At 67.9% G+C, this 22,145-nt stretch carries 20 protein-coding genes; 16 read left to right on the top strand and 4 right to left on the bottom strand.

Going from position 1 to position 22,145, the window contains the following annotated elements; all coding sequences use genetic code 11:
• Nucleotides 1-3: 3 nt before the first annotated feature.
• The 14 genes from WS46_RS16995 (at nucleotide 4) to WS46_RS17060 (ending at nucleotide 15,386) form a co-directional block, all read left to right on the top strand.
• A complete protein-coding gene (locus WS46_RS16995; protein WP_059691191.1) occupies nucleotides 4-1,389 on the top strand; it encodes an NAD(P)/FAD-dependent oxidoreductase in 1,386 nt (461 codons plus the stop codon).
• Nucleotides 1,386-2,102, top strand: coding sequence for an ABC transporter ATP-binding protein (locus WS46_RS17000; protein ID WP_059691192.1), 717 nt, complete (start codon nucleotides 1,386-1,388; stop codon nucleotides 2,100-2,102). The genes WS46_RS16995 and WS46_RS17000 overlap by 4 nt, the downstream gene beginning before the upstream one ends.
• On the top strand, nucleotides 2,102-3,508 hold the full coding sequence (locus WS46_RS17005) for an ABC transporter permease (RefSeq protein WP_059691232.1): 1,407 nt from the start codon (nucleotides 2,102-2,104) through the stop codon (nucleotides 3,506-3,508). The genes WS46_RS17000 and WS46_RS17005 overlap by 1 nt, the downstream gene beginning before the upstream one ends.
• 51 nt (nucleotides 3,509-3,559) lie before the next feature.
• Entirely contained in the window at nucleotides 3,560-4,339 is a 780-nt protein-coding gene (locus WS46_RS17010) for an outer membrane lipoprotein-sorting protein (protein ID WP_059691193.1), read from the top strand.
• 20 nt (nucleotides 4,340-4,359) lie between these two features.
• Nucleotides 4,360-5,655, top strand: coding sequence for a hypothetical protein (locus WS46_RS17015; protein WP_373558364.1), 1,296 nt, complete (start codon nucleotides 4,360-4,362; stop codon nucleotides 5,653-5,655).
• A gap of 16 nt (nucleotides 5,656-5,671) precedes the next feature.
• On the top strand, nucleotides 5,672-6,088 hold the full coding sequence (locus WS46_RS17020; RefSeq protein WP_059691195.1) for a DUF4345 domain-containing protein: 417 nt from the start codon (nucleotides 5,672-5,674) through the stop codon (nucleotides 6,086-6,088).
• 148 nt (nucleotides 6,089-6,236) lie between these two features.
• Nucleotides 6,237-7,232 carry a triacylglycerol lipase gene (locus tag WS46_RS17025; protein ID WP_156443144.1) on the top strand — a complete coding sequence of 332 codons (996 nt, stop codon included), beginning with the start codon at nucleotides 6,237-6,239 and terminating at the stop codon, nucleotides 7,230-7,232.
• A gap of 3 nt (nucleotides 7,233-7,235) precedes the next feature.
• A complete protein-coding gene (locus WS46_RS17030; protein WP_059691196.1) occupies nucleotides 7,236-8,249 on the top strand; it encodes a lipase secretion chaperone in 1,014 nt (337 codons plus the stop codon).
• Between the two features lie 423 nt (nucleotides 8,250-8,672).
• Complete coding sequence (locus WS46_RS17035) at nucleotides 8,673-9,449, top strand: Crp/Fnr family transcriptional regulator (RefSeq protein WP_059691197.1); 777 nt, start codon at nucleotides 8,673-8,675, stop codon at nucleotides 9,447-9,449.
• 139 nt (nucleotides 9,450-9,588) lie between these two features.
• Nucleotides 9,589-11,988 carry a bifunctional diguanylate cyclase/phosphodiesterase gene (locus WS46_RS17040; RefSeq protein ID WP_059691198.1) on the top strand — a complete coding sequence of 800 codons (2,400 nt, stop codon included), beginning with the start codon at nucleotides 9,589-9,591 and terminating at the stop codon, nucleotides 11,986-11,988.
• A 19-nt stretch (nucleotides 11,989-12,007) separates the two neighbouring features.
• Complete coding sequence (locus WS46_RS17045) at nucleotides 12,008-12,745, top strand: TenA family transcriptional regulator (RefSeq protein WP_059523369.1); 738 nt, start codon at nucleotides 12,008-12,010, stop codon at nucleotides 12,743-12,745.
• Between the two features lie 117 nt (nucleotides 12,746-12,862).
• On the top strand, nucleotides 12,863-13,597 hold the full coding sequence (locus WS46_RS17050) for a winged helix-turn-helix domain-containing protein (RefSeq protein ID WP_059691199.1): 735 nt from the start codon (nucleotides 12,863-12,865) through the stop codon (nucleotides 13,595-13,597).
• A gap of 279 nt (nucleotides 13,598-13,876) precedes the next feature.
• On the top strand, nucleotides 13,877-14,857 hold the full coding sequence (locus tag WS46_RS17055) for an NADPH:quinone oxidoreductase family protein (protein WP_059691234.1): 981 nt from the start codon (nucleotides 13,877-13,879) through the stop codon (nucleotides 14,855-14,857).
• Nucleotides 14,858-14,942: 85 nt separating this feature from the next.
• On the top strand, nucleotides 14,943-15,386 hold the full coding sequence (locus WS46_RS17060; RefSeq protein ID WP_179949164.1) for a nuclear transport factor 2 family protein: 444 nt from the start codon (nucleotides 14,943-14,945) through the stop codon (nucleotides 15,384-15,386).
• Nucleotides 15,387-15,415: 29 nt separating this feature from the next.
• On the opposite strand, the gene WS46_RS17065 is transcribed toward WS46_RS17060, so the two are convergent.
• Nucleotides 15,416-16,783 carry an ATP-binding protein gene (locus WS46_RS17065; protein WP_059691200.1) on the bottom strand — a complete coding sequence of 456 codons (1,368 nt, stop codon included), beginning with the start codon at nucleotides 16,781-16,783 and terminating at the stop codon, nucleotides 15,416-15,418.
• On the bottom strand, nucleotides 16,784-17,512 hold the full coding sequence (locus tag WS46_RS17070) for a response regulator (RefSeq protein WP_059523362.1): 729 nt from the start codon (nucleotides 17,510-17,512) through the stop codon (nucleotides 16,784-16,786).
• A 245-nt stretch (nucleotides 17,513-17,757) separates the two neighbouring features.
• On the opposite strand from WS46_RS17070, the gene WS46_RS17075 reads away from it, so the two are divergent.
• Together WS46_RS17075 and WS46_RS17080 are read left to right on the top strand one after the other, a co-directional pair.
• Nucleotides 17,758-18,504, top strand: a complete 747-nt coding sequence (locus WS46_RS17075; RefSeq protein ID WP_059523361.1) for a MipA/OmpV family protein — start codon at nucleotides 17,758-17,760, stop codon at nucleotides 18,502-18,504.
• A gap of 278 nt (nucleotides 18,505-18,782) precedes the next feature.
• Nucleotides 18,783-19,118, top strand: a complete 336-nt coding sequence (locus WS46_RS17080; protein ID WP_059691235.1) for a hypothetical protein — start codon at nucleotides 18,783-18,785, stop codon at nucleotides 19,116-19,118.
• 21 nt (nucleotides 19,119-19,139) lie between these two features.
• On the opposite strand, the gene WS46_RS17085 is transcribed toward WS46_RS17080, so the two are convergent.
• Together WS46_RS17085 and WS46_RS17090 are read right to left on the bottom strand one after the other, a co-directional pair.
• Nucleotides 19,140-20,375: a transglycosylase SLT domain-containing protein gene (locus WS46_RS17085; protein WP_059691201.1), complete on the bottom strand. Its 1,236-nt coding sequence runs from the start codon at nucleotides 20,373-20,375 to the stop codon at nucleotides 19,140-19,142.
• A 420-nt stretch (nucleotides 20,376-20,795) separates the two neighbouring features.
• Nucleotides 20,796-21,956, bottom strand: coding sequence for a porin (locus WS46_RS17090; protein WP_059691202.1), 1,161 nt, complete (start codon nucleotides 21,954-21,956; stop codon nucleotides 20,796-20,798).
• Nucleotides 21,957-22,145: the final 189 nt, after the last annotated feature.

Consider the following 22,145-nt stretch of genomic DNA (forward strand, 5'->3'; position numbering starts at 1 on the left):
ACCATGACGGAGCGCAACGACGGCGCGCGGTACTGCATCATCGGCGCGGGCGCGGCGGGCATCACCGCCGCGAAGAACCTGCTCGCGGCCGGCATCGGCTTCGACGTGATCGAGCGCGAGGACGACGTCGGCGGCAACTGGTACTACGGACGGCCGAGCGGCGCGGTGTATCGCTCGATCCACATGATCAGCTCGAAGCGGTTTTCCGAATACACCGATTTTCCGATTCCCGACGACTATCCGACCTATGCACGCGGCGACCAGGCGCTCGCGTATCTGCGCGCGTACGCGCGGCGCTTCGGCGTGTACGACCGGATCGAATTCGGCCGTTCGGTGCTCGAGATCGCGCCGGTGCAGGGCGGCACGCAGTGGCGCGTCGAGCTCGATCGCGGCGAAGTGCGGACCTATCGCGGCGTGATCGTCTGCAACGGGCATCTGTCACATCCGCAACTGCCGGACTATCCGGGGCATTTCGACGGGCTGCAGCTTCATTCGTCGCAGTACCGCACACCGGAGATCTTCGACGGCAAGCGCGTGCTCGTGGTCGGCGCCGGCAATTCCGGCTGCGACATCGCGGTCGAGGCGTCGCATCATGCGAGCGCGGTATTCCACAGCACGCGACGCGGCTACTACTACTGGCCGAAATTCCTGTTCGGGATGCCGGCGGACGAGTGGGCGGAGTGGCCGCTGCGGCTGCGCATGCCGCTCTGGGCGCGGCGCTTTTTCGGCGAACGGCTGCTGCGCCTGACGACGGCCGGACAGCCGGAACACTACGGGCTGCGCAAGCCCGACCACAAGCTGTTCGAATCGCATTTCATCATCAACTCGACGCTGTTCTATCACCTCGGCCACGGCGATCTCGACGCGCGGCCGGACGTGCGCGAACTGAAGGGCGATCGCGTCGCGTTCGTCGACGGCAGCGAGGAGCCGATCGACGTGATCGTGTACGCGACCGGCTACCAGCCGAGCTTTCCGTTCATCGACCAGGCGCACCTGCAATGGCGCAAGCAGCAACCGTCGCTGTATCTGAACCTGTTCGACGCGCAGCATCGCGACCTGTTCTTCATCGGGCTGTTCCAGACGTCGACCGGCAACTGGCCGCTGATGGACTATCAGGCGCAACTGCTCGCCCGCTATCTGCATGCGCGCGACGCGGCGCCGCGCAAGGCCGCACGCATCGACCGGCTGATCCGGCGCGGCCGCTCGGACTGGAGCGGCGGCATCGCATTCCATCGCACGCCGCGGCACGTGATCGAGGTCGAGCATTTCGCGTACCGGCTGCAGTTGCGGCGGCTGATACGCGCGTTGCCGGCCGTGTCCGGCGGTGCCGGCGCGGATGCGTCGAAGGCGGCGCCGGTGCATGCGGTGCGCGCGGGAGGTGCGTCGTGAACCTCGTGCATGTCGAACACCTGTCGAAGACGTACCTGCTCGACAGCGTGCGCGTGACCGGTCTCGCCGACGTGTCGGCGACGCTCGACGCGGGCCGCTTCACCGTGCTGAGCGGCCCGTCGGGTAGCGGCAAGACGACGCTGCTGAACCTGATCGGCTGCATCGACCGCCCCGACAGCGGGCGCGTGACGATCGCCGGTCACGACACGGCGTTGCTGTCCGACGATGCGCTGTCCGATTTTCGCGCGCGCCATGTCGGCCACGTGTTCCAGACCTTCAACCTGCTGCCGGTGCTGTCCGCCTACGAGAACGTCGAGTATCCGCTGCTGATGGCAGGCTGGGCGCCGGCGCGCCGCGCCGCGCGGGTGCGCGACCTGCTCGACGCGGTCGGCCTGGCCGACAAGGCGCGGCACCGGCCGAGCCAGCTGTCGGGCGGCCAGCGCCAGCGCGTCGCGATCGCGCGCGCGCTCGCGGCCGAGCCCGCGATGGTCCTCGCGGACGAACCCACCGCGAACCTCGACAGCGCGACCGGGCACGCGATCATCGAATTGATGCGCACGATCCAGCGCGAGCGCGACGTGTCGTTCATCGTGTCGTCGCACGATCCGCACGTGGTGAAGGTGGCCGACGAGGTGATCCGGATTCTCGACGGCCGCATCGTCGGCCACGAACGGGCCGGCGGCGACACGGCGACACAGGAGGTGTGCCGATGATCCATACGCTGATGCTCGCGCTGCGCAATCTGCAGCGCAACCGCCGGCGCTCGCTCACCACGCTGCTCGCGATGATCGTCGGCGTCAGCGCGATCCTGCTGTTCGGCGGCTTCAGCCGCGACATCACGCTCGGCCTGCAGACCGACTTCGTGCAGCGCAGCGGCCACCTGCAGATCCAGCGTCAGGGCTATTTCCTGTACGGCACGGGCGACCCGGCCGCATACGGGATTCGCGATTACCCGGCGCTGATCGAACGACTGCGGCGCGATCCGCAACTCGCGCCGCTGCTGCAGGTCGTCACGCCGACGCTGCAGTTCGGCGGGATCGCCGGCAACTTCGCGGCCGGCGTGTCGCGCACCGTGATGGGCTTCGGCGCGATTCCGGACGACCAGTACCGGATGCAGCAATGGAACGCGTACGGGTTCCCGCTGCGGCCGCGTGCGTTCGCGTTGCGCGGCAGCGCCGACGACGCGGCGATCGTCGGCCTTGGCGTCGCGCGCGTGCTGCACCTGTGCGCACCGCTGCGCGTGCCGGATTGCCATGATGCGCCGCCGGGCCCGGCCGAGCCGGCCGCCGACGGTCCGGCCGCGAGCGCGCCTCCCGATGTGCTGGCGCTCGCGCAGGCCGAGGCCGGCACGCGGCCGGCCGCCGACGGCGCGACCCATGTCGAAGTGCTGACCGCGAGCGCGGGCGGTGCGCCGAACGTCGGCCGCTTCTCGGTCGTGAAGGCCGACCAGCAGGGCGTGAAGGAGCTCGACGACGTATATCTCGCGGTGCGCCTGCCGCAGGCGCAGCGGCTCGTCTACGGCGGCGCCGCGCCGCGTGCGACCGCGATCGAGATCCAGCTCGCGCGCACGGCCGATCTGCCCGCGGCGCGGGCGCGCATCGAGCAGTTGCTGCACGGCGGCTTCGACGGCCAGCCGCTCGACGTCGTCGATTTCGCGACGCTGAACCCGTTCTACGACCAGACCAACCGGATGTTCTCGGTGATCTTCGGCTTCGTGTTCGTGCTGATCAGCGCGATCGTGCTGTTCGTGATCAGCAACACGATGAGCACCGCGATCATCGAGCGCACCGTCGAGATCGGCACGCTGCGCGCGATGGGCATGCGGCGCGGCGGCATCCAGCGGCTGTTCGTCTGCGAGGGCGCGCTGCTCGGCGTGGCCGGCGCGTCGCTCGGCGTGCTGGTCGCGCTCGCGATCGCCTCGATCGTCAATCACAGCGGGCTCGCGTGGACACCGCCCGCGCGAATCGACGCCGTCGCGTTGACGGTGCGCGTGTGGGGCGAGTGGCGAACCATCGCCGTCACGTTCGTCGGGCTCGCGTGCGTGGCCGGGCTGTCCGCGTGGCTGCCGTCGCGGCACGCGGCGCGGCTGTCGATCGTCGATGCGCTGCGGCATGTGTGATGTCGCCCGGATGCCGCGTTTTTCGTTCACTTCACTTTCGGGAGAGCGCTCGTGCGTCGCCTGTTCGTTTCATGCTGTCTGAGTCTTTCGTTCCTGACGGGCGTCGCGCACGCGCAGCCGACGCCCGATCCGCAGAAGCTGCTCGCGGCGAGCGACGCGATCCGCACGCCGGAGAGATCGTTCGTGCTGACCGCGACGCTCGTCGAGTACCGCGCCGGCAAGCAGGTCGACGGCAATACGCTGTCGATCCATTCGAAGCCGGACGCGCCGGGCGGCGCGTTCCGCACGCTGGTGCGCTTCGTCGCGCCGGCGCGCGACACGGGCAAGCTGATGCTGAAGAACGGCAACGATTTGTGGTTCTACGACCCTGCGAACCAGGCGAGCGTGCGGATCTCGCCGGACCAGCGGCTGCTCGGCCAGGCCGCGAACGGCGACGTCGTGACGGTCAATCTCGCGCACGACTATGCGGCCGAGCTGAAGGGCGTGGAGGACATCGTCGACGGCGATCGGCAGACGCGCCGCGCGTACCGCCTCGCGCTTGCCGGCCGCGGCGACGGGCTCACGTATCGCCGCATCGAGATCTGGATCGACGCGGCGAACAATCGGCCGCTCAAGGCGCGCTTCTATTCGGAAAGCGACCGCCTGCTGAAGACCGCGTTCTATCGCCGCTACACGATGCAGCTCGGCGTCGAGCGGCCGACCGAGACCGTCATCATCGACGGGCTCGACAGCAACTGGGTCACGGTCATGCGCTTTTCCGACTACGCGTGGCGCGACATTCCCGATGCATGGCTGCAGCGCGACTACCTGTCCCGCTTCCAGGCGCAATGACGGTGCGACACCGAGGCCGGATCGCGGCGGTTGCGTTCGCGCTGCTGCCGGCGTGCGTGCACGCGGCGGATGCGGGCGGGGCGGACGGGACGGGAGGCACGGCCGGCGTCGACGCGGCCGATGCCGCGGCGCTCGCGCTGGCCGACCAGCCGGCCGCGACGCCGCCCGACACCGCGAAGCCGTGGAAGCTGAACGTGCAGGACGCGCTGCGTGCGAGCCGCTATCGCGACGGCGGCGAGGCCGGCCGCAACCAGCTGTCGATCGAGTTCGAGTACGGGCAGTGGCTGACGCCGTCGTTCGCCGCGCATTTCTCGATGCGCTTCGACCGGTTCGATCCGCTTGGCACGTCGCGCACGTCGTCGCGCGACGTGACGCTCGTGAAGGAAGCATATGCGAGCTGGCGCGCGTCGCCGGCGTTCGTCGTCGACGCGGGCCGCGTGAACGAGCGGCTCGGCGCGGCGATCGGCTACAACCCGACCGACTTCTTCCGTGCCGGCGCGGTGAGCCTCGACGTGCCGCCCGATCCGGACAGCCGGCACACGAACCGGCTCGGCACGGTCGGGCTGCGCGCACAGCGGGTGTGGGACACGGGCTCGCTCGCGGCGCTGCTGTCGCCGCGGCTCGAGCGTCGCAGCGTGCCGGGCGACCCGGCCGCGGCGTCCGACCTGCAGCGCACCAACGGCGTCGATCGCTGGATGCTCGTCGCAAGCCAGCGGCTCAGCGCGGCGATCCAGCCGCAATGGATCGTCTACGGCGAAAGCGGGCAGGCGCCGCAGTTCGGCCAGAATCTGAGCGTGCTGCTCGGCAACTCGGTGGTCGCATACGTCGAATGGACGGGCGGCTACCGGCGCTCGCTGATCGCCCGTGCCGCCGGCGCGGCCGACGATCGCGCGTTCCGCAGCAGTTCGTCGGTGGGCGCCACGTGGACGCTGCCGGTCGATCTTTCGCTGACCGCCGAATTCCAGAGCAACGGCGGTGGCGCGGACGCGGCGCAATGGCGGTCGTTGCAGCGCGCGAATCCGATGGCATGGGGCAGCGCGGTGCAGACGTCGATCGCCGCACAGGAACTGCAGACCCGTCACGGCGTGTTCGTGATGGCGGCATGGCGCAACGTCGGCGTGCGGCGCCTCGACCTGTCGGGCTTCGTGCAGGCCGATCTCGGCGGCGGCCGGCAATACTGGCTCGAACTGCGGCGGCGCTTCGACCGGTTCGACGTCGCGCTGCAGTGGCTGCATCAGGGCGGGCCGTCGTGGAGCCGCTTCGGTGCGATGCCGGAATCGACGAGCATTCAGGTGCTGGGCATTTTTTATCGATGACGCAAGGAGAATTCGAATGAGCAAACGCGCGCTTCAGGCGGCGACCGCCGTGCTTGCGCTGGTTCCGACGATCACCGGCGTGCTCGGGATGATGGGCATTCGCGACCCGCTGTACGCGTCGCTCGGCATCGCGCTGCCGGCCGACGCGACGCTGGACGGCAACCTGCGTTTCTATGCGGGCGTGTGGTTCGGGCTCGGGCTCGCGGCGTTTTCGGTGATCCCGCGGATCGAGCGGCAGGGACGGCTGTTCGCGACGCTGTGGATGATGATTTTTCTCGGCGGTGTCGGGCGGCTGATGTCGCTCGCGGCGCTCGGGTTGCCGTGGCCGCCGTTCGTCGGTTTCACGGCGCTCGAAGTCGTCGGCGCGCCGCTGTTCATCGCGTGGCAGCGGCGCGTGGCCGCGCATGCCGCATGGGAGAGTGAGAATGCATGACATCGACATCAACCGGCGTATCGCGCCGCGTCGTCGCGCCGATATCGCCGTGCAGGGCGTCGCGACGGTCCTGCGCGCCGTGGCGGCGCGATGCGTGTCGCGCGTGCGCGCACGGTTCATCGCCCGCATCGTGCTGCTCGCGTGCGTCATGCTGGGTCCGGCGCAGGCCGGTGCGCAGACGGCGGTCGACGACTACGCGGCGACCCGTTATCCGATCATCCTCGTGCACGGGCTGACCGGAACGGACGACTATTTCGGCATCCTGCCGTACTGGTACGGCATCCAGGCCGATCTTCAGCGGCATGGCGCGACCGTCTACGTCGCCGATCTCTCCGGCTTCCAGAGCGACCTCGGCCCGAACGGGCGCGGCGAGCAGTTGCTGGCCTACGTGAAGCAAGTGCTCGCGGTGACGGGTGCGGCCAAGGTGAACCTGATCGGCCACAGCCAGGGCGGCTTGACGTCGCGCTACGTGGCGTCGGTCGCACCCGCGCTCGTCGCGTCGGTCACGACGATCGCGACGCCGCATCGCGGCTCGCAGTTCGCCGACTTCGTGCTGGGCGCGCTGAAGCTGGACCCGACCGGCTTGTCGACGCCGGTGTTCGGCGCGTTGTTGAACCTGTTCGGGATCCTCACCAGCAACACGCACAACACCAATCAGGACGCCATCGCCGCGCTCGACGCACTGAGCACGACCTATGCCGCGCGGTTCAACCAGCTGTTTCCGAGCCCGGGGCTCGGCGCCGGCGCATGCGGTACCGGCGCACCGGTCGAGACGATCGGCGGCAACGTGCATCTGCTGTACTCGTGGAGCGGGGCCGCGTATCAGCCGGTGTCGCTGCTCGGCATCGTGACCGGCGCGGTCGACACCAGCGTGATTCCGGTCATCGATCCGGCGAACGTGCTGGATCCGTCGACGCTCGTGTTCCTGACGGCCGGCAACATCATGGCGCTGGCCGGCGCGGGCCCGAACGACGGTTTCACGTCGACCTGCAGTTCGCTGTTCGGCACGGTGATCTCGACGCGCTATCGCTGGAATCACTTCGACGCGATCAATCAGTTGCTCGGCATTCGCGGCGCGTATGCGGAAGACCCGGTCGCCGCGCTGCGCGTGCAGGCGAACCGGCTGAAGCTGCGGGGCGTCTGAGCGATGAACGTCCGGACCGCGCTGTCCCGCGCCGTGTTGTACGGCGCGACCGGGGCGATCGCCGTCGCCGCCGCGTGGCACGTGTTCGGCCGTCAGGCTGCGTCGCCGGCTGTCGCGGCTGCGCCGCCGCCCGGTCGTGCCGCGCCGCGCGGTGCGGCGGCGCAGCCGATGCTTGCCGCATCCGATGTCGCGTTGCCGGCATCGCTTGCAGGCTCGCGTGCACCGAGTCTGCCGGTCGCGCCGGACGGGCACCTCGCGAAAGTGCGCGCCGTGCGGGAATTCTTCGATTACTTTTTGCTTGCGCAGCATGACCTGACGCCCATGGCGCTCGATGCGCTGGTCGCGCGCGAGATCGACGCGCAACCGATCGGCGCGGCGGCCCGCCGCGACGCGCTCGACGTGTGGCCGCGCTATCGCGCGTGCCTCGCCGCGTTCGATACGGAGCCGGGCGCGATGCAGGCCGGCGCCGCTCTCGATCCGGACGCGATCGCGGGCGAGCTCGAGCGGCGCGCGGCACTCGCGCGCCACTGGCTCGGCGACTGGAGCACGCCGTTCTTCGACGCGGATGTCCGGCGGCAGGGCGACGACCTCGACCGGATCAGGATCGCGCGCGATCCGACGCTCGGCGATGCGCAAAAGCGCGCGCGCCTCGCCGCGCTCGACCAGGCGCTGCCGCCCGGCGAGCGCGACGCACGCGAGCGCGCGGCGCGACAGCGCGACGCGATTGCAACGGTTGCGAGGCTCGACGGCCAGCGCGCGACGCCCGATGCGCTGCGCGCGCAGCTCGGTGCCAATGTCGCCGCGCGCGTCGTGCGGATGCAGCAGGACGACGACGCGTGGCGGGCACGCTATCGCGACTATGCGGTCGAACGCGACCGGCTCGACGCGCAGCAGCTTGCGCCCGACGTGCGCGATGCGCAGATCGCCCAATTGCGGCAGCGCAATTTCCCGGATCCGTCGGATGCATCGCGGGCCGCGTCGCTCGACGCGGGCAGGGCAGCGGCATCGGCGCGTTAGCACCGGTTTCCGAGTGCGCGCCACCACGGCTTCCAAACATGTCGAGCGGAAAGTGTGCGGTAGCCCACGTTTCCCGCATTCTTTTCGATTCGAGAATGATTTTAATTTTCGGAGTAAATCGCATTACCCCGTATTGGCATTCTCCCGTCATTTCCGATAATCCATCGAACAATCCGCCTTATATGCAACAAGTTTAAATCGTGGATTTTCGATTGACGGTGCAAGTATCTTCGGATGGCGAACCGAACTGTCAAATTACTTCATGTAACGAAAGCGGAGTGTCGCGTACGGCTGGGCTGCGTGATACCTTTTTGCTCAATGTCACCGCGATGATAAGGCGGAAAAAACCGTTAAACCGGTGCGGTGAAAACAGCAGAAAGGTTCGGTGGCCGAGGGGCAGGGATACAACGTACGAGGTGCGCCGTGAGAGATCAGGCCAACAACGTCATCGAGTTGCCGCATGCACTTGGTGCCAATCATTTCCTGTCTGCGCTCGACGGAATCAGCCGTTCGGAATTGGCGCCTCATTTGATGCTTTCGAATCTCAAGACCGGCCAGGTGCTGTGCGATGCCGGCGACGATCTGGAGGCCGTCTATTTTCCGGTGACCGCGGGATTTTCCCTGCAATACACGGCGGGCGGCAAGACGACGCTCGGCGTGACGGAAATCGGCCGCGAAGGCCTCGTGTGCGACGACGTCATCGGCAGCGCGATGCAGCGCCGCGTCGTCGTCTATCGCGGCGGGTTCGCGTATCGGCTGTATGCGCACCGTTTCGCCGACGCGTGCGACGCATCGGCGGCGATCCGGCGGCAGGTCTTCGTGCGGATGCAGCTGGTGCTGTCCCAGGCGTCGCAGGTCATGTTCTGCAGCCGCCATCACGTGATGCGTCATCAACTGAGCCGCTGGCTGCTGATCGCCTACGAGCGCTCGCGCAGCATCGAGATCCCGGTCACGCACGGCATGCTGGGCCAGATGCTGGGCGTGCGTCGCGAGACCGTCACCGATACCACGCGGCAGCTCCACGAACTCGGCCTGATCCATCAGCATCGCGGTGCCGTCGTGCTGACGGATCTCGGCGGTCTCGAACGGCAGGGCTGCGACTGCCATCGGGTCATCCGCGACGAAACGCGCCGCATCCTCGCGATCGATGCGGGTACGGATGCGGGTGCCGGGTTGTCGCGACGTATCCGGACGACCTAGTCGCCGGCGCGTCGTGCCGGCGCGCCTGCATGAGCGCCAGCGCGTCGCGAGCATGGAAGGGGGGAGTCCTGAACGCAGGACGCGCATCGACGCGGCAGGCCGGTGTATCGAGAAGAATCAGAAAAGCAGTCATTCAGGTATGGAAAACATTTCGAAGCTCCAGAGTCAGCGCAGCTCGTTTCACGTGTGGCCATGGAGTCCGGCGCTCGGCATTCTGCCGATCGTCGTCGTGATCGGCGCGCTGGCCGGGTTCGTCGCCGTCAGCCTGATCGTGATCATGTCGTTGCGCGTGTACGTCGGTGGCGAAAGCAGCTGGTCGAAGGCGCAGAAGGACGAAATCATCCTGCTGAGCCGCTACGGGCAGACCGGCGACGAGAAATTGTTCGACGATTACCGGACGGTCGACCGAACCCTCGCGTTCCTGGGCGTCGCGCGCCGCGCGATGACGAGCGTGCCGCCGGACCACGGCGTGGCGCGCCGGGCGCTGATCGAGGCGGGCATCAATCCCGTCGATGCGGCGGCGGTGGTGTGGTTTTATCCGATCCTGAGCAGCTTCGCGCGCCTGAACGCCGCGTTGCAATACTGGGAGGACGCGGACCGGCAACTGGTCGACCTGCGGGCGATCGCCGACGCGCTGCGCGAGTCCGTGCACGCGGACGACGTCCGGCGCACGAGCCGCCTGAACCGCGCGATCTGGGATCTCAATTCGCACATCGAACCACTGCCGAAGCGCTTCTCCGCCGAGCTGAGCGCCGAATTCCGCTCGGCCGTCATCCAGTTGTTCCTGTCGTACGTCGTGGCGTCGCTGCTGATCATCCTGCTGTCGGTGCGATGGGCGAGCCGCGCGCAACGCCAGCAGGTGTCGATGCAGACCGAACTCGACCGGAGCCAGGCGTTCGCCGAAGCCGCGCTGCGCTCGGTCGCCGATGCGATCGTCACGATCGGCCTCACGCGCAGCATCGAGACCGTCAATCCGGCGGCCGAGCAGCTGCTCGGCGCGTCGTCGCGGCTGTGCGTCGGCAAGCCGATCAACGACGTGCTGGACCTGATCGACACGTCGACCGGCATGTCGATCAAGCTGCTCGCGTCGCTCAGCAACAGCGGCGACCACACCTTCACCCGCGATCTTGACCTGATCCGCGTGTGCGGCTCGGCGGTGTCGGTGCGCGCGTCGCTGTCGAAGATGGACAACGCCGCCGGCCGCTGCGTCGGCTACGTGCTGATCCTGCGCGACATGACGCGCGAATACCAGTTGATCGAGAAGCTGACCTGGCAGGCGTCGCACGATGCGCTGACCGGCCTCATCAACCGCACGGCGTTCGAGCGGCGCCTGGGCGACGCGCTGGCGCAGCGCGGCGGCGGAATGTTGCTGGTGCTCGACCTCGACGGCTTCAAGGAAGTCAACGACGTGTGCGGGCACGCGGCCGGCGATGCGCTGCTGCGCGACGCGACGGCGGTGTTCGCGCGCTGTCTCGACGACGACGACGTGTTCGGCCGGCTGGGCGGCGACGAATTCGGCATCCTGCTGCCGGCCGCCCGCAACGGCCCGCCGGACGGCGGCAAGGCGGAGCGTATCCGGGCATGTCTCGAGGACTTCACGTTCCAGTGGGAAGGCGAGCCGTTCAAGATCAGCGTGAGCATCGGCGTGCTCGATCTCGCCTGCCGGCCCGAGAGCGTCGAGAAGGCGATGCAGATGGCCGACATCGCGTGCTACGTCGCGAAGGATCGCGGCCGCAACCGCGTGCATGTCGCGGATGCGCGCGACATGAACTCGGGTCGCCAGGCGTATCACATGCAGTGGAGCCGGCGCGTGAAGACGGCGCTCGAAACGAATTCGTTCCAGTTGTATGCGCAACGTATCGTGCCGATCCAGCCGGCGCTCGGCGCGCAGGAGCGCGCGGAGATCCTGCTGCGCATCCCGGACGCAGACGGCAAGCTGATCTCGCCGGTCTTCCTGCCGGCCGCCGAGCGCTACGGCCACATGACGATGATCGACCGCTGGGTCGTGCGCACCGTGATCCGTCGCCTCGCGCGGCTCGAACAGCGCCAGTACGTCGAATACAACGTGAACCTGTCGGCGATGTCGATCACCGACGAGCGCTTCGTGGAGTTCGTGATCGCCGAGCTGTCGGCGTCGGGGCTCGACCCGTCGCTGCTGTGTTTCGAAATCACGGAGACGAGCGCGGTCCGCAACCTGGAGGTCGCGTCGCGTTTCATGTGCGAGCTGCGCGACCTCGGTTGCCGCTTCGCGCTCGACGACTTCGGCGCCGGCATGTCGTCGTTTTCGTATCTGCGCCAGTTGCCGGTCGATTACCTGAAGATCGACGGCGGCCTCGTGTCGACGATGACGTCCGACAGCGTCAAGCGCGGCATCGCGTCCGCGATCAACGACATCGCGCACGTGATGCAGTACCGCACCGTCGCCGAGCACGTCGAGGACACGGCGACGGCCGAGATGCTTCGCGCGCTGGGCGTCGACTATTGCCAGGGCTATTACTTCAGCCGCCCCGCGCCTTGGCAGGAAGGGGGATTCCATTGAACAAGCGAGGAACCAACGCATGAGTGCTCCATTTGAACTGACCGGCGACCTGATGGACCTGGCGAGCTATCCGGCCTGGCTGCGCGACGTGGTCGGCGCGACCGACGAGCTGAAGGCGCGCGTCCGCGCGCATCCGGTGTTCGCGGCGATGAGCGGCGGGACGCTGCGCGCGTCGCAACTGCGCGCATTCTTCGTGACCGGCTGGGCGGTGGTCAGCCAGTTTCCGGAATACATGGCGATGAACCTGCTGAAGACCGCCGCCTTTCGGTCGCGCGGCGACGAGAAGGCGCGACGCTATCTGATCCGCAATATCCGCGTCGAACAGAATCACGTCGATCACTGGGCCAACTGGGCCGCGGAATCGGGAGTCACGATCGACATGCTGCTGCGCGGCGACGCGCCGCTCGCCGGATTCGCGCTGAGCCACTGGTGCTGGAAGAGCGGCAGCACCGACGCGCTCGCGCCGAGCATCGCCGCGACCAACTATGCGATCGAAGGCGTGACCGGCGAGTGGAGTGCGTTGCTGTGCGCATCGCCGTATGAACAGCAGTTCGATCCGGCCGTGCGGCATCGCGCGATGCGCTGGCTCAAGCTGCATGCCGATTACGACGACCGGCATCCGTGGGAAGCGCTGGACATCGTCGCGACGCTGCTCGGGCAGTCGCCCGCGGCTCGCGACGTGCGGGACGTCGAGACGTCGATCCGCAAGAGCCTGAGCTATTTCCTGACGAGTCTCGATTGCTGCATGCATGTGTAGTCGCCGGCGCCGTACGCTCGCGGGTTCGAACAGACTGTGCCGGGCCGTTCCGGTCGGACGGCAGGTCGACGTGATGTCGCGATGCGCCAAGCGGGCCGTCGTGCCGGACGATTGTCGATGACCACCCAAGTTCTCGTCGTAGAGCCCGATCCGCGGATGCGCGACATGATTCGCGCGCTCCTGCGCGGCTGCCAGATCGATACGTCGGCGCTCGACGACGTGTCGCTGCTGCCTGGGCACGTGACGGCGGCACCGCCCACGTTGATCGTGTTGCGGGTCGAACGACCGGCCACGACGTCCCACATGGCACTCGGTGCGCTGCGGCGCGCCGGTCACGACATGCCGGTGATCGTGATCAGCCGCAATGCGCAAGTGGTCGACAAGGTCGTCGCGCTCGAGCTCGGCGCGGACGACTATGTCGTCGAGCCGTTCGAGCCGATGGAACTGATCGCACGCGTGCGCAGCGCGATCCGTCGGTACGCGTCGAACCGCCCGGAGCCGGGGCGCGGGCGCGGGAAACCGGAATCCTATGCATTCGGCGACATCGAGGTGAATTTCGTCACGCGGCGCGCGACGCGCGCGGGAGCCGACCTCGGGTTGCGAGCGAGTGAATTCGCGCTGCTCGACCTGTTCATCTCGCAGCCGATGCGCGTCCTGTCGCGCGCGGAGATTCTCGCGCTGCTGGGACTGAGCGTGGCCGGGCGCTCCGAGCGCGGGCTCGACGTGCTGATCTTCCGGCTGCGCAGCCTGGTCGAGCAGGCGGTCGGCGATTATCGCTATATCCGCACCGTGCGCGGGAAGGGTTACGTTTTCGTGCCGCTCGGCACGCTGGCCGACGACGACGCGGGTTAGCCGCCGTACGCGTGAGCCGGGCGCGTCGCGTGCCGGTATCGACCCATCTTCACCTTCGCCTGCCGCCATCGCCCCGGTTCGCCGTCGGGGCGACCCGCCATTGTCGCTTCCGAACGACCGTGCTAAATTTCCCGCCAGCATTTGCTGCCGACCTGTTCGCGCCGCACGGATGATGGTGTCGCGGTGCGGGCCGCCTGGCCTGCGCCGCGCGCCGCTTGCGCGGGCGCGTCCCGCTGCCGTATCGATGCGCGGCGATGTCGCGCGAGGAGAATGGAGAGCATGAAAGCCCTGTTGTGTACCGCATTCGGCCCGATCGACCGCTTGCGTATCGAGGACGTCGCGATTCCCGAACCGGCAGCCGGTCAGGTGCGGATCCGCGTGAAGGCGGCGTCGCTCAATTTTCCCGATGCGCTGATCGTCCAGGGCCTGTATCAGGTGAAGCCGGCAGTGCCGTTCTCGCCCGGCGCCGAATTCGCCGGCGTGATCGACGCGGTCGGCGACGGCGTGAGCGCCTGGCGGCCGGGCGACGAGGTGGTCGCGTTCACCGGCCACGGTGGCTTCGCCGAGCAGTGCGTGGCCGACCTGCACCAGATCGCCGCGCTGCCGCCGGGGATGACGTTCGAGCAGGGCGCGGCGCTCGTGCTGGCCTACGGCACGTCGCTGCATGCGCTGCAGCAGCGCGCGCGCCTGCAGCAGGGCGAGACGCTGCTGGTGCTGGGCGCGGCCGGCGGTGTCGGGCTCGCCGCGATCGAGATCGCGAAGGCGCTGGGGGCGCGCGTGATCGCGGCCGCGTCGAGCGCGGACAAACTGGCGCTGTGCCGCGAAGCAGGCGCCGACGATACGATCGACTATGCGACCGAGGACCTGCGGCGCCGCGTCGACGAACTGACCGGCGGACGCGGCGCGGACGTCGTCTACGATCCGGTCGGCGGCGCGTACAGCGAAGCCGCGCTGCGCGCGACCGCGTGGCGCGGCCGGTTCCTCGTGGTCGGTTTCGCCGCCGGCGAAATTCCGAAGATCGCGCTGAACCTTGCACTGCTCAAGGAGCGCGACATCCTGGGCGTGTTCTGGGGCGACGCGGTGCGGCGCGACCCCGCGCAGCACGCGGCGAACATGCGCCAGCTCGCGCAATGGTTCGCGGCCGGCAAGGTGCGGCCCGCGATCACCGAGCGCGTGCCGCTCGCGGGTGCGGCCGACGCAATTGCGCGCATGGCGAACCGGCAGGTCAAGGGCAAGGTCGTGATCCTGCCGGACGCGTGATTACGCCGGTGCCGATTCACGCGGCGGCGGCCCGACCGGGCGCCGCCTTCGATCAAGATTCTTTCGTGTGACGTTACCGGAGTCGCTGACCATGCAACCCCTGTCGAATCTGCAACCCGCCGTCGCGACCTCGCTTGCTGCGTGGCACGCGATGCTCGCCCGCAAGGATTTCAGCGAGCTCGACACGATCGTCCATCCGGACGCCGTGTTCCGTTCGCCGATGGCGTTCAAGCCGTACGGGCCGGCGCCCGCGCTGTTGCTCGCGCTGCGTACGGTGCTCACGATTCTCGAGAACTTCGAATATCACCGCGCGTTCGCCGACGACGACGGCACGAGCGTCGTGCTGGAATTCAGTGCGACGGTCGGCGACAAGCGGCTGAAGGGGATCGACATGATCCGCTTCGACGCCGACGGAAGGATCGTCGAATTCGAAGTGATGATCCGTCCGTTCAATGCGCTGCAGGCGCTCGGCGCGGAAATGGGTGCACGGCTCGGGCAGCAGCTGCCGGCGTTCAGGACCGGCGGGTGAGGGGGGCGGCGACGCCCCGCCGGCATTCATCAACGCAGTGAACTCGACGATGCGGGGTGGGCCTGGCCGCGTGCCGTGCTCTCCGGTGCGTCGCCGAGGAAGTCCGGCAACGCCCGCGGCGGCAGCGAAATCACGAAGCGTGCGCCGCCGAGCGGCGAATCCTCGAGCCGCACGTCGCCGCCGTGCACGAGCGCGACGCGTCGCACGATCGCAAGCCCGAGCCCGAACCCGCCGGTTTGCCGGTCGCGGCTCGAGTCGAGCCGCTGGAACGGTTCGAACACGCGCGCGCGTTCGGCGACCGGAATGCCGGGGCCGTCGTCGTCGACGCTCAGCACCAGCGCGCCGGTCGCATCGTGCGTCGCGGACAGCAGGACCGTGCGCGACGCGTAACGTGCGCCGTTGCGGATCAGGTTGAGCAGCGCGCGCGCGACGAGCTTCGGATCGCACACGTGCGTGGCAGGGGCGCCGGTCGTCGACACGCCGAGCGTGAGGCCGCGGTCGGCGACGTCGTTCGCGACGTTGCCGGCCACGCTGTCGATCAGCGCATCGACGACGACCTCCATCGGCGCGAGCTCGCTTGCGCCTTGTTCGAGCCGCCCGATCGTCAGCAGTTCGGTCACGAGATCGTCGAGTTCGCGCACGTCGCGTCGCAGTTCGTCGCGGCGTTCGCGCATCCGGCCGCTGTCGTCGGAGTCGGCGAGCAGCGCGAGGCCGAATTCGAGGCGGGCGAGCGGCGTTTTCAGCTCGTGCGAGATGCCGTGCATCATTTCGCGCTGCTGCTTGATCGACGCCTCGATCCGCTCGGCCATGTCGTTGAACTGCTGCGACAGCTCGTAGATGTTCGATCGCCCGGACAGCTTCACGCGCGTCGACAGGTTGCCCGCGCCGAACGCATGCGCGGCGGCCTGCAGCTTGCGCAGGTCGCGCCAGTGATACGAGATCCACAGCGCGACGGCGAACAGCGCGGCGAGTGCGGTCATCCCGTATGCGTAGATCTGGATGTCGAGGTCGGCCGGTGCGATGGGGCGGGCGTGCAGGACCGAGCCGTCCGCGAGCGGCATGTAGTAGTTCCTGCGGTCGTAACTGATCGCAATCCGGCCGGCGTCCAGATCGCGCAGCGGCGCGCCGCTCAGTTGGGCACGGGCGTAGGCCATCGTCACGAAACCGAATCGCTCGTTGCCGTGCTGCGCGAGTTCGCGCAGCGCGAGGGAGCGCTTCCCGCCCGGATGACGTTCGAGGTAGTCATTCAGCACGAACGCGTAAGTGGTCAGCGCGTTGCGCTGCGCCTGTGCAACCCGTTCGTAGAAAATTCGGTTGAACGACCATTGAATGAATACGATCGCTGCGGCACAGCACAGGATCACGATGAGGTAGAGCCTGATCAACGAGCGCAGCATTCAGTCATCCCACGCAGAAGGGCTGAAGAGGTAGCCGCGGCCCCAGATCGTCTTGATCCGTTGCGGCTCCGACGAAGCGTCCTCGAAGCGTCGACGCAGCTTCGAGATGCCCGAGTCGACCGAGCGGTCGATTCCGTCGAATTCGATCCCGCGCAGCTGCTTCAGGATTGCGTCGCGACTGAGCACCGTGCCGGCCGAGCGGGCGAGGATCAGCAGCAGATTGAACTCGGTGGTTTTCAGGTCGACGAGTTCGCCGCGCCACGTGACGGTGCGGTTCGGCGGTGAAATCGCCAGTTCGCCGAACACGAGCTCGTGCGCCGGCATGTCGGCGTGCGGGGCCGATGCCGCGGGCTGCGCGCGACGCAACAGTGCGCGGGCACGCGCCACGAGCACACGCGGCTCGATCGGCTTCGTCACGTAGTCGTCGGCGCCGATTTCGAGACCGGCGACCTGGTCGTAGACGTCGGCGCGCGCGGTAAGGATCAGCACGGGAACGTTGGTGAACGCGCGCATGCGCCGGCAGACTTCCATCCCGTCGAGATGCGGCAGCATCAGGTCGAGTATCACGAGCGCGGGCCGGTGTTCGCGTACCGCGGCGACCGCGAGATCGCCTCGGCGCACGACCGTCACCTCGAACTCGTAGCCGTCGAGGTATTCGCGCACGAGACGCGCGAGGCGGTCGTCATCCTCGATCAGCAGCACGCGATGTTTGAGCGGATTGTCGTTCATGGGTCTCCTCGAAATGCACGCGTCGTCCGTCGCGCTGCAGGCGGCACGGCGCGCGCCACGCGAATTCTATCCGCCGTTCCGAAGGCTCGGTGCGACGCACGACAATCGGGAACACTCGAACACAATTGAGCACACATTTTCCGCAGATTCCGGACAGTCGTGCCGAACGGCCGAACCTAGACTTCGAGCTCCTTCACTCTTGTCCAGATATCGTGCGCCCATCCCTCCGCTCCTTGCGCTATTGCATGCCGCTTGCCGGTCTCACGCTTGCCGCCATGGCTCACGCCGAAAACCAGTACGCGATATCGCTCGGTGGCGGCTTCGCACCGCGCTACCAGGGGAGTAACCAGTATCGCGCGGTCGTCGGACCGTCGTTTTCCGCGATGTTCGGCAATGGCTTCTTCATCGACACCAGCGCCGGCGCCGGCTATCGCCTGAACCTGCCGCACGGCGCGTTCGTGTCGGCGGCGGTGGGCTACGACGCGGGCCGTGCCGACGAAAACCGCTTCGGCCTGCCGGGCTCGGACCACCTGAAGGGTATGGGCCGGGTTCCGGGATCGGTGCTCGTCGGCTTGCGCGCCGGCGTGAAGCTGCTGGATGGCGGCGAACTGAGTATCGCGGTCGACGCGCCTGTCACGCATACGTCGCGCGGCTTGTCCGGCCACGTCGATCTCGCGGTGCCCCTGTTCGAGACCGGACGGCATTCGTTCGTCGCGACGGGCAGCGTGCATGCCGGCACGGGACGCTATATGCAGACGTTCTACGGCGTGACCGACGCGCAGTCGCTGGCGAGCGGGTTCAGGCCGTATTCGACGAGCGGCGGGGTCGACAGCGCGACGCTGTCGCTCGCGTGGAACTGGGACGTGTCGCGGCACTGGTCGGTGCGTGCGACCGGCGGCTTCACGCGCCTGCTCGGGCGTTATGGCGACAGCCCGATCGTGCAGACGCGCAGCAATTACTACGGGATGGCCGGCGCGACGTACAAGTTCTGAACGGGGCGCCGGCCCGCATCGCGCATGCGGGATGCCGGCGCCGCGGTCACGGTTGCTGCGGATCGCGTGCGGTAACATGCACGCGGGTCCGGCGCGACGCCGGGCCCGCGACACAGGCAAGGCGAAGTGGCTTGACCGCGTCGCGCAGTGCCGCCGTTCGCCGGCCTGCATCCGCCGGGATGCGGCTCGTGCCGCGCGCGGAGTCGATGACGCACGCAATGCCCGGCGGCTCACGTCATGCGTCGCATGAACGGCCGCGGCACTTCAGGGAGAAACCGATGAAGAAATCGATCGCGATGCTCGTGGCACTCGTTGCGAGCGCAACCTTTGCAGGATGTGCGGACATGAACACGAAACACCCCAACGCCACCGCCGGCGGCGCGGTGATGAACCCGGCTCCGTCGGGCGCCGTGAACGCATGCAAGGCCGACGCCGCACCGGACGATGCGCTGATCGGCAAGACCGAGACCGAGGCGGCCACGCTGCTCGACGGCTGCCTGTGGCGCGTGCTCGAGCGCGACGGCCAGTCGCTGCCGGGCACGATGGACTATCGCCAGGAGCGCCGCGACCTCGGCATTCGCGACGGCAAGGTGATTTGGGTGCGGCGCGGGTGACGCGCCAGGCCGGCGCGTGCGTTACTTCGAGAGATACCAGAGCGCGTCGGTGCTGACGCGCGCAGCCGGCTTCGTCGCGGCCGGCGCCTGAGGTGTCGCGACGGGGGGCGGCGTGTTCGACGTCACTGCGGTGGGCCAGGTCGCGGGCGTCTGCGACGTGGTCGATGTCGTCGAGGTATTTGCCGTACTCGAGGTCGCTGCCGAACCCGACGTCGATGCCGTATCGATATACCAGAGCGCATCGGACGATGCAGTGCGCTTGGCCGACGCATCGGCGGTGTGCTTCGCCGTCGGCGACGTGGCGGCAGTTGCCGCCGCGCCCGAACGCTGCGTGCCCGTTGCCGCCCCCGTGCCTGCCTGCGCGGTCGCTCCCGCCGCACCGCGCTGCGCGCGCGCCTCGAACGGCCCGAGCTGGAAGATTAACGTTTGCGCGGGACGCGTCAGAACGGCATACGGGAACTGCAGCTCCCACGACATCAGCACGCGGCCCGACGACGTTTCGGTGAAGATCGCCGGCACGTGCTTCATGTCGCTGAATTGCACGTAGATTCGCGCGCCGTCGTCGAACACCTGGGTCGGCTTGGCCTGGTCGGCACCCGTGACCGTCCAGCCGAAGTTGTACGTGCCGGCCGGGCCGGCGGGCCCGCCTTGCGGCTGCGGCGGCGGGGCGGCCGGCGCGAGCGTGCGGGCACGCGCGGCCGGCGGCGCCGACACGCTCAGGCTTGCGAACGGGTTGTACGCCTGCACCTGCTGCGGCGGCGTGAAAGAGGGGGGCAGGATGGGCATGGGAGTATCCGGCGAATCCGGCATGGTCCGGATTGCATCATAGACCTTGCGCGCATACGCGAGGCGCTTGTCGGGCGACGCGGAGTTGTACGCGCCGATCGCGTTCCAGTTGGCGCCGAGCTGGCGGATGTTCTGCGACAGGATCCACGCGCCGACGTACGCGTTGGTGCACGCGTCGAACAGGCTTTCGCGCGAGATGCCTTCGCGCGCGAGCGTCGGCAGCCAGGTGCTGTTGATCTGCATCAGCCCGATGTCGACGGTGCCGTTCGTGTTGGTGTTGACGGCGTTCGGGTTCATTCCCGATTCGACTTGCGCGATGCCGCGCAGCAGGCTCACGCTCACCTTCTGGAACGTGGCCGCGTCGTCGAGGCAGTCGGCCCGCGCGAATCCGTGCAGTGCGCACGACAGCGCGATCGTCGCGGCGATCTTCGGCGTGGCGTGGTTCATCGAACGGGCAGTCTGACGCGGCATGGCAGGATGGGGCGGAATCCGGCCGCCCGGTGCAAGGAAATTACGCAGACGCGAAGTGTGCCATAGCGCGCAGTCAAATGGCTCGCGTCAAACTTTCCTTTGCATTTGCCGGCGCATGTGCCGCGCATTGTCGTTGTCGCCGCATCGACGCGCGGCAGGACGGAATCGGTAAAAAAGACTGCAATCGCCCGCATGCCGGCAGGCGGGTGCGGTCGCAATACTGACGCGGCGCGTCAGATGCGCCGCGAAGGCGGCCGCGATTGGCACGGCGAAGCGGAATGACGCGCGGTGCATCCGGCGGTGCGCGGGCCGTGGAAACGACGACGGCGGCCGCAGCCGCCGTGTCGATGAATCCCCGATTCCCGAATCCGGTACCGAGCGTCCGGCCGCGCCATGCCGCGCGCGGCCGGCCGTCGTCGATCAGAAGCGGTGACGCAGGCCGAGGTTGACCATCGTCTGCGAGCTCGTGCCGGCATAGCCGTACGAACCGATCGACGCCTGCGCGGCCATCGACCCGCCGTTGCCGTCGCCCGTCCGGCCGCTCGCGTGCTGATACGCGGCGGTCAGGTACACGTCGGTGCGCTTCGACAGGTTGTAGTCCGCGCCGGCCGACACCTGGTGATAGGTCGCCGACGTATCGCCGCCCGAGCGCGTATAGCTGTAGCCGACGCCGACGAGCAGCGCATTGGTCGCCTGGTAGTTCACGAAGCCCTGGCCGGTGTTGTAGTGCTCGTTCGAGTTGAACACCGAGCTTGCGTCGCGGCGGTACTGCGCGTTGCTGTAGCCGAGGCCGAACGTGAACGGGCCGGCGACGTACTGGCCCGCGATGCGGGCGATGCCGATCGAGTGCGCGCTCGCATAGCCGGTGTTGATCGGGCCGTCGAAGGTGCCGTCCGACGAGCTGGCCCAGCCGTTGCGCAGCCCGTTCGACGCAGGGCTGTTGGTCGCGTGGAAATAGCCGCCCGCGACGCTGAACGGGCCGTTGTTGTACGACACGGCGGCCGAATACGACTGCGCGGCGCCGGTGCTGCCGGCAATGCCGCCGAACGAGTACATCGCCGAGAACTGCAGGCCCGAATACACGGCCGACGTGTACTTCACCGCGTTGTCGACGCGGAAGCTGTTGTCGTAGTTGTCGACGTCGCCCGGCGTCGCGAACACGCTGCCGAGATAGTTGTCGGCGGTGATGCCCTGCACGAGGTCGACGAGCGGATCGTACTGGCGGCCGAACGTGAGCGTGCCGTAGCGGTCGCTCGTCAGGCCGACGAACGCCTGCCGGCCGAACAGGCGGCCGCCCTGGCCCTGCCGGCCGTTGCTCGGGTCGAAGCCGTTCTCGAGCTGGAACAGCGCCTTCAGCCCGCCGCCGAGATCCTCGGTGCCCTTCACGCCCCAGCGGCTGCCGGCGAGATTGCCCGCGCTGCTGTTGCCGAGCATCCAGGCATTGTCCTTGCCCTGCGCGTGATTCACGTACGTGATCGACGTGTCGATCACGCCATACAGCGTGACGCTCGACTGCGCATGCGCGGCGGGCATTGCCGCGAACGATGCGAGCGAAATCAGCGAGAGGGTCGTGCGTTTCATTTCATCTCCTGGCGATTGACTTGCTTTCTTGAAGCGGATTGGCAGGAGACTACCGAGCCGCCGACGAACGGCAAAAACGAAATTCTCCGATGTGACCTAAAGCAGACAGGTGCATGCTGCGGCAATGTCCATTGAGAGATTCGCATTATTGAAAATCGTGCATCAATCGATTTGAATTTCAGGATGGAG

The sequence above is a fragment of the Burkholderia sp. RF4-BP95 genome (genome assembly GCF_001521985.1).
Taxonomy (GTDB): domain Bacteria; phylum Pseudomonadota; class Gammaproteobacteria; order Burkholderiales; family Burkholderiaceae; genus Burkholderia; species Burkholderia diffusa.

What these genes read in the sequence shown, in the direction of transcription:
- WS46_RS17030 (WP_059691196.1), top strand. Translation starts at nt 7,236, where the DNA reads ATGAACGTCCGGACCGCGCTGTCCCGCGCCGTGTTGTACGGCGCGACC.
- WS46_RS17070 (WP_059523362.1), bottom strand. Translation starts at nt 17,512, where the DNA reads ATGAACGACAATCCGCTCAAACATCGCGTGCTGCTGATCGAGGATGAC.
- WS46_RS17050 (WP_059691199.1), top strand. Translation starts at nt 12,863, where the DNA reads ATGACCACCCAAGTTCTCGTCGTAGAGCCCGATCCGCGGATGCGCGAC.
- WS46_RS17045 (WP_059523369.1), top strand. Translation starts at nt 12,008, where the DNA reads ATGAGTGCTCCATTTGAACTGACCGGCGACCTGATGGACCTGGCGAGC.
- WS46_RS17020 (WP_059691195.1), top strand. Translation starts at nt 5,672, where the DNA reads ATGAGCAAACGCGCGCTTCAGGCGGCGACCGCCGTGCTTGCGCTGGTT.
- WS46_RS17080 (WP_059691235.1), top strand. Translation starts at nt 18,783, where the DNA reads ATGAAGAAATCGATCGCGATGCTCGTGGCACTCGTTGCGAGCGCAACC.
- WS46_RS17085 (WP_059691201.1), bottom strand. Translation starts at nt 20,375, where the DNA reads ATGCCGCGTCAGACTGCCCGTTCGATGAACCACGCCACGCCGAAGATC.
- WS46_RS17025 (WP_156443144.1), top strand. Translation starts at nt 6,237, where the DNA reads ATGCTGGGTCCGGCGCAGGCCGGTGCGCAGACGGCGGTCGACGACTAC.
- WS46_RS17065 (WP_059691200.1), bottom strand. Translation starts at nt 16,783, where the DNA reads ATGCTGCGCTCGTTGATCAGGCTCTACCTCATCGTGATCCTGTGCTGT.
- WS46_RS17090 (WP_059691202.1), bottom strand. Translation starts at nt 21,956, where the DNA reads ATGAAACGCACGACCCTCTCGCTGATTTCGCTCGCATCGTTCGCGGCA.
- WS46_RS17055 (WP_059691234.1), top strand. Translation starts at nt 13,877, where the DNA reads ATGAAAGCCCTGTTGTGTACCGCATTCGGCCCGATCGACCGCTTGCGT.
- WS46_RS17040 (WP_059691198.1), top strand. Translation starts at nt 9,589, where the DNA reads ATGGAAAACATTTCGAAGCTCCAGAGTCAGCGCAGCTCGTTTCACGTG.
- WS46_RS16995 (WP_059691191.1), top strand. Translation starts at nt 4, where the DNA reads ATGACGGAGCGCAACGACGGCGCGCGGTACTGCATCATCGGCGCGGGC.
- WS46_RS17075 (WP_059523361.1), top strand. Translation starts at nt 17,758, where the DNA reads ATGCCGCTTGCCGGTCTCACGCTTGCCGCCATGGCTCACGCCGAAAAC.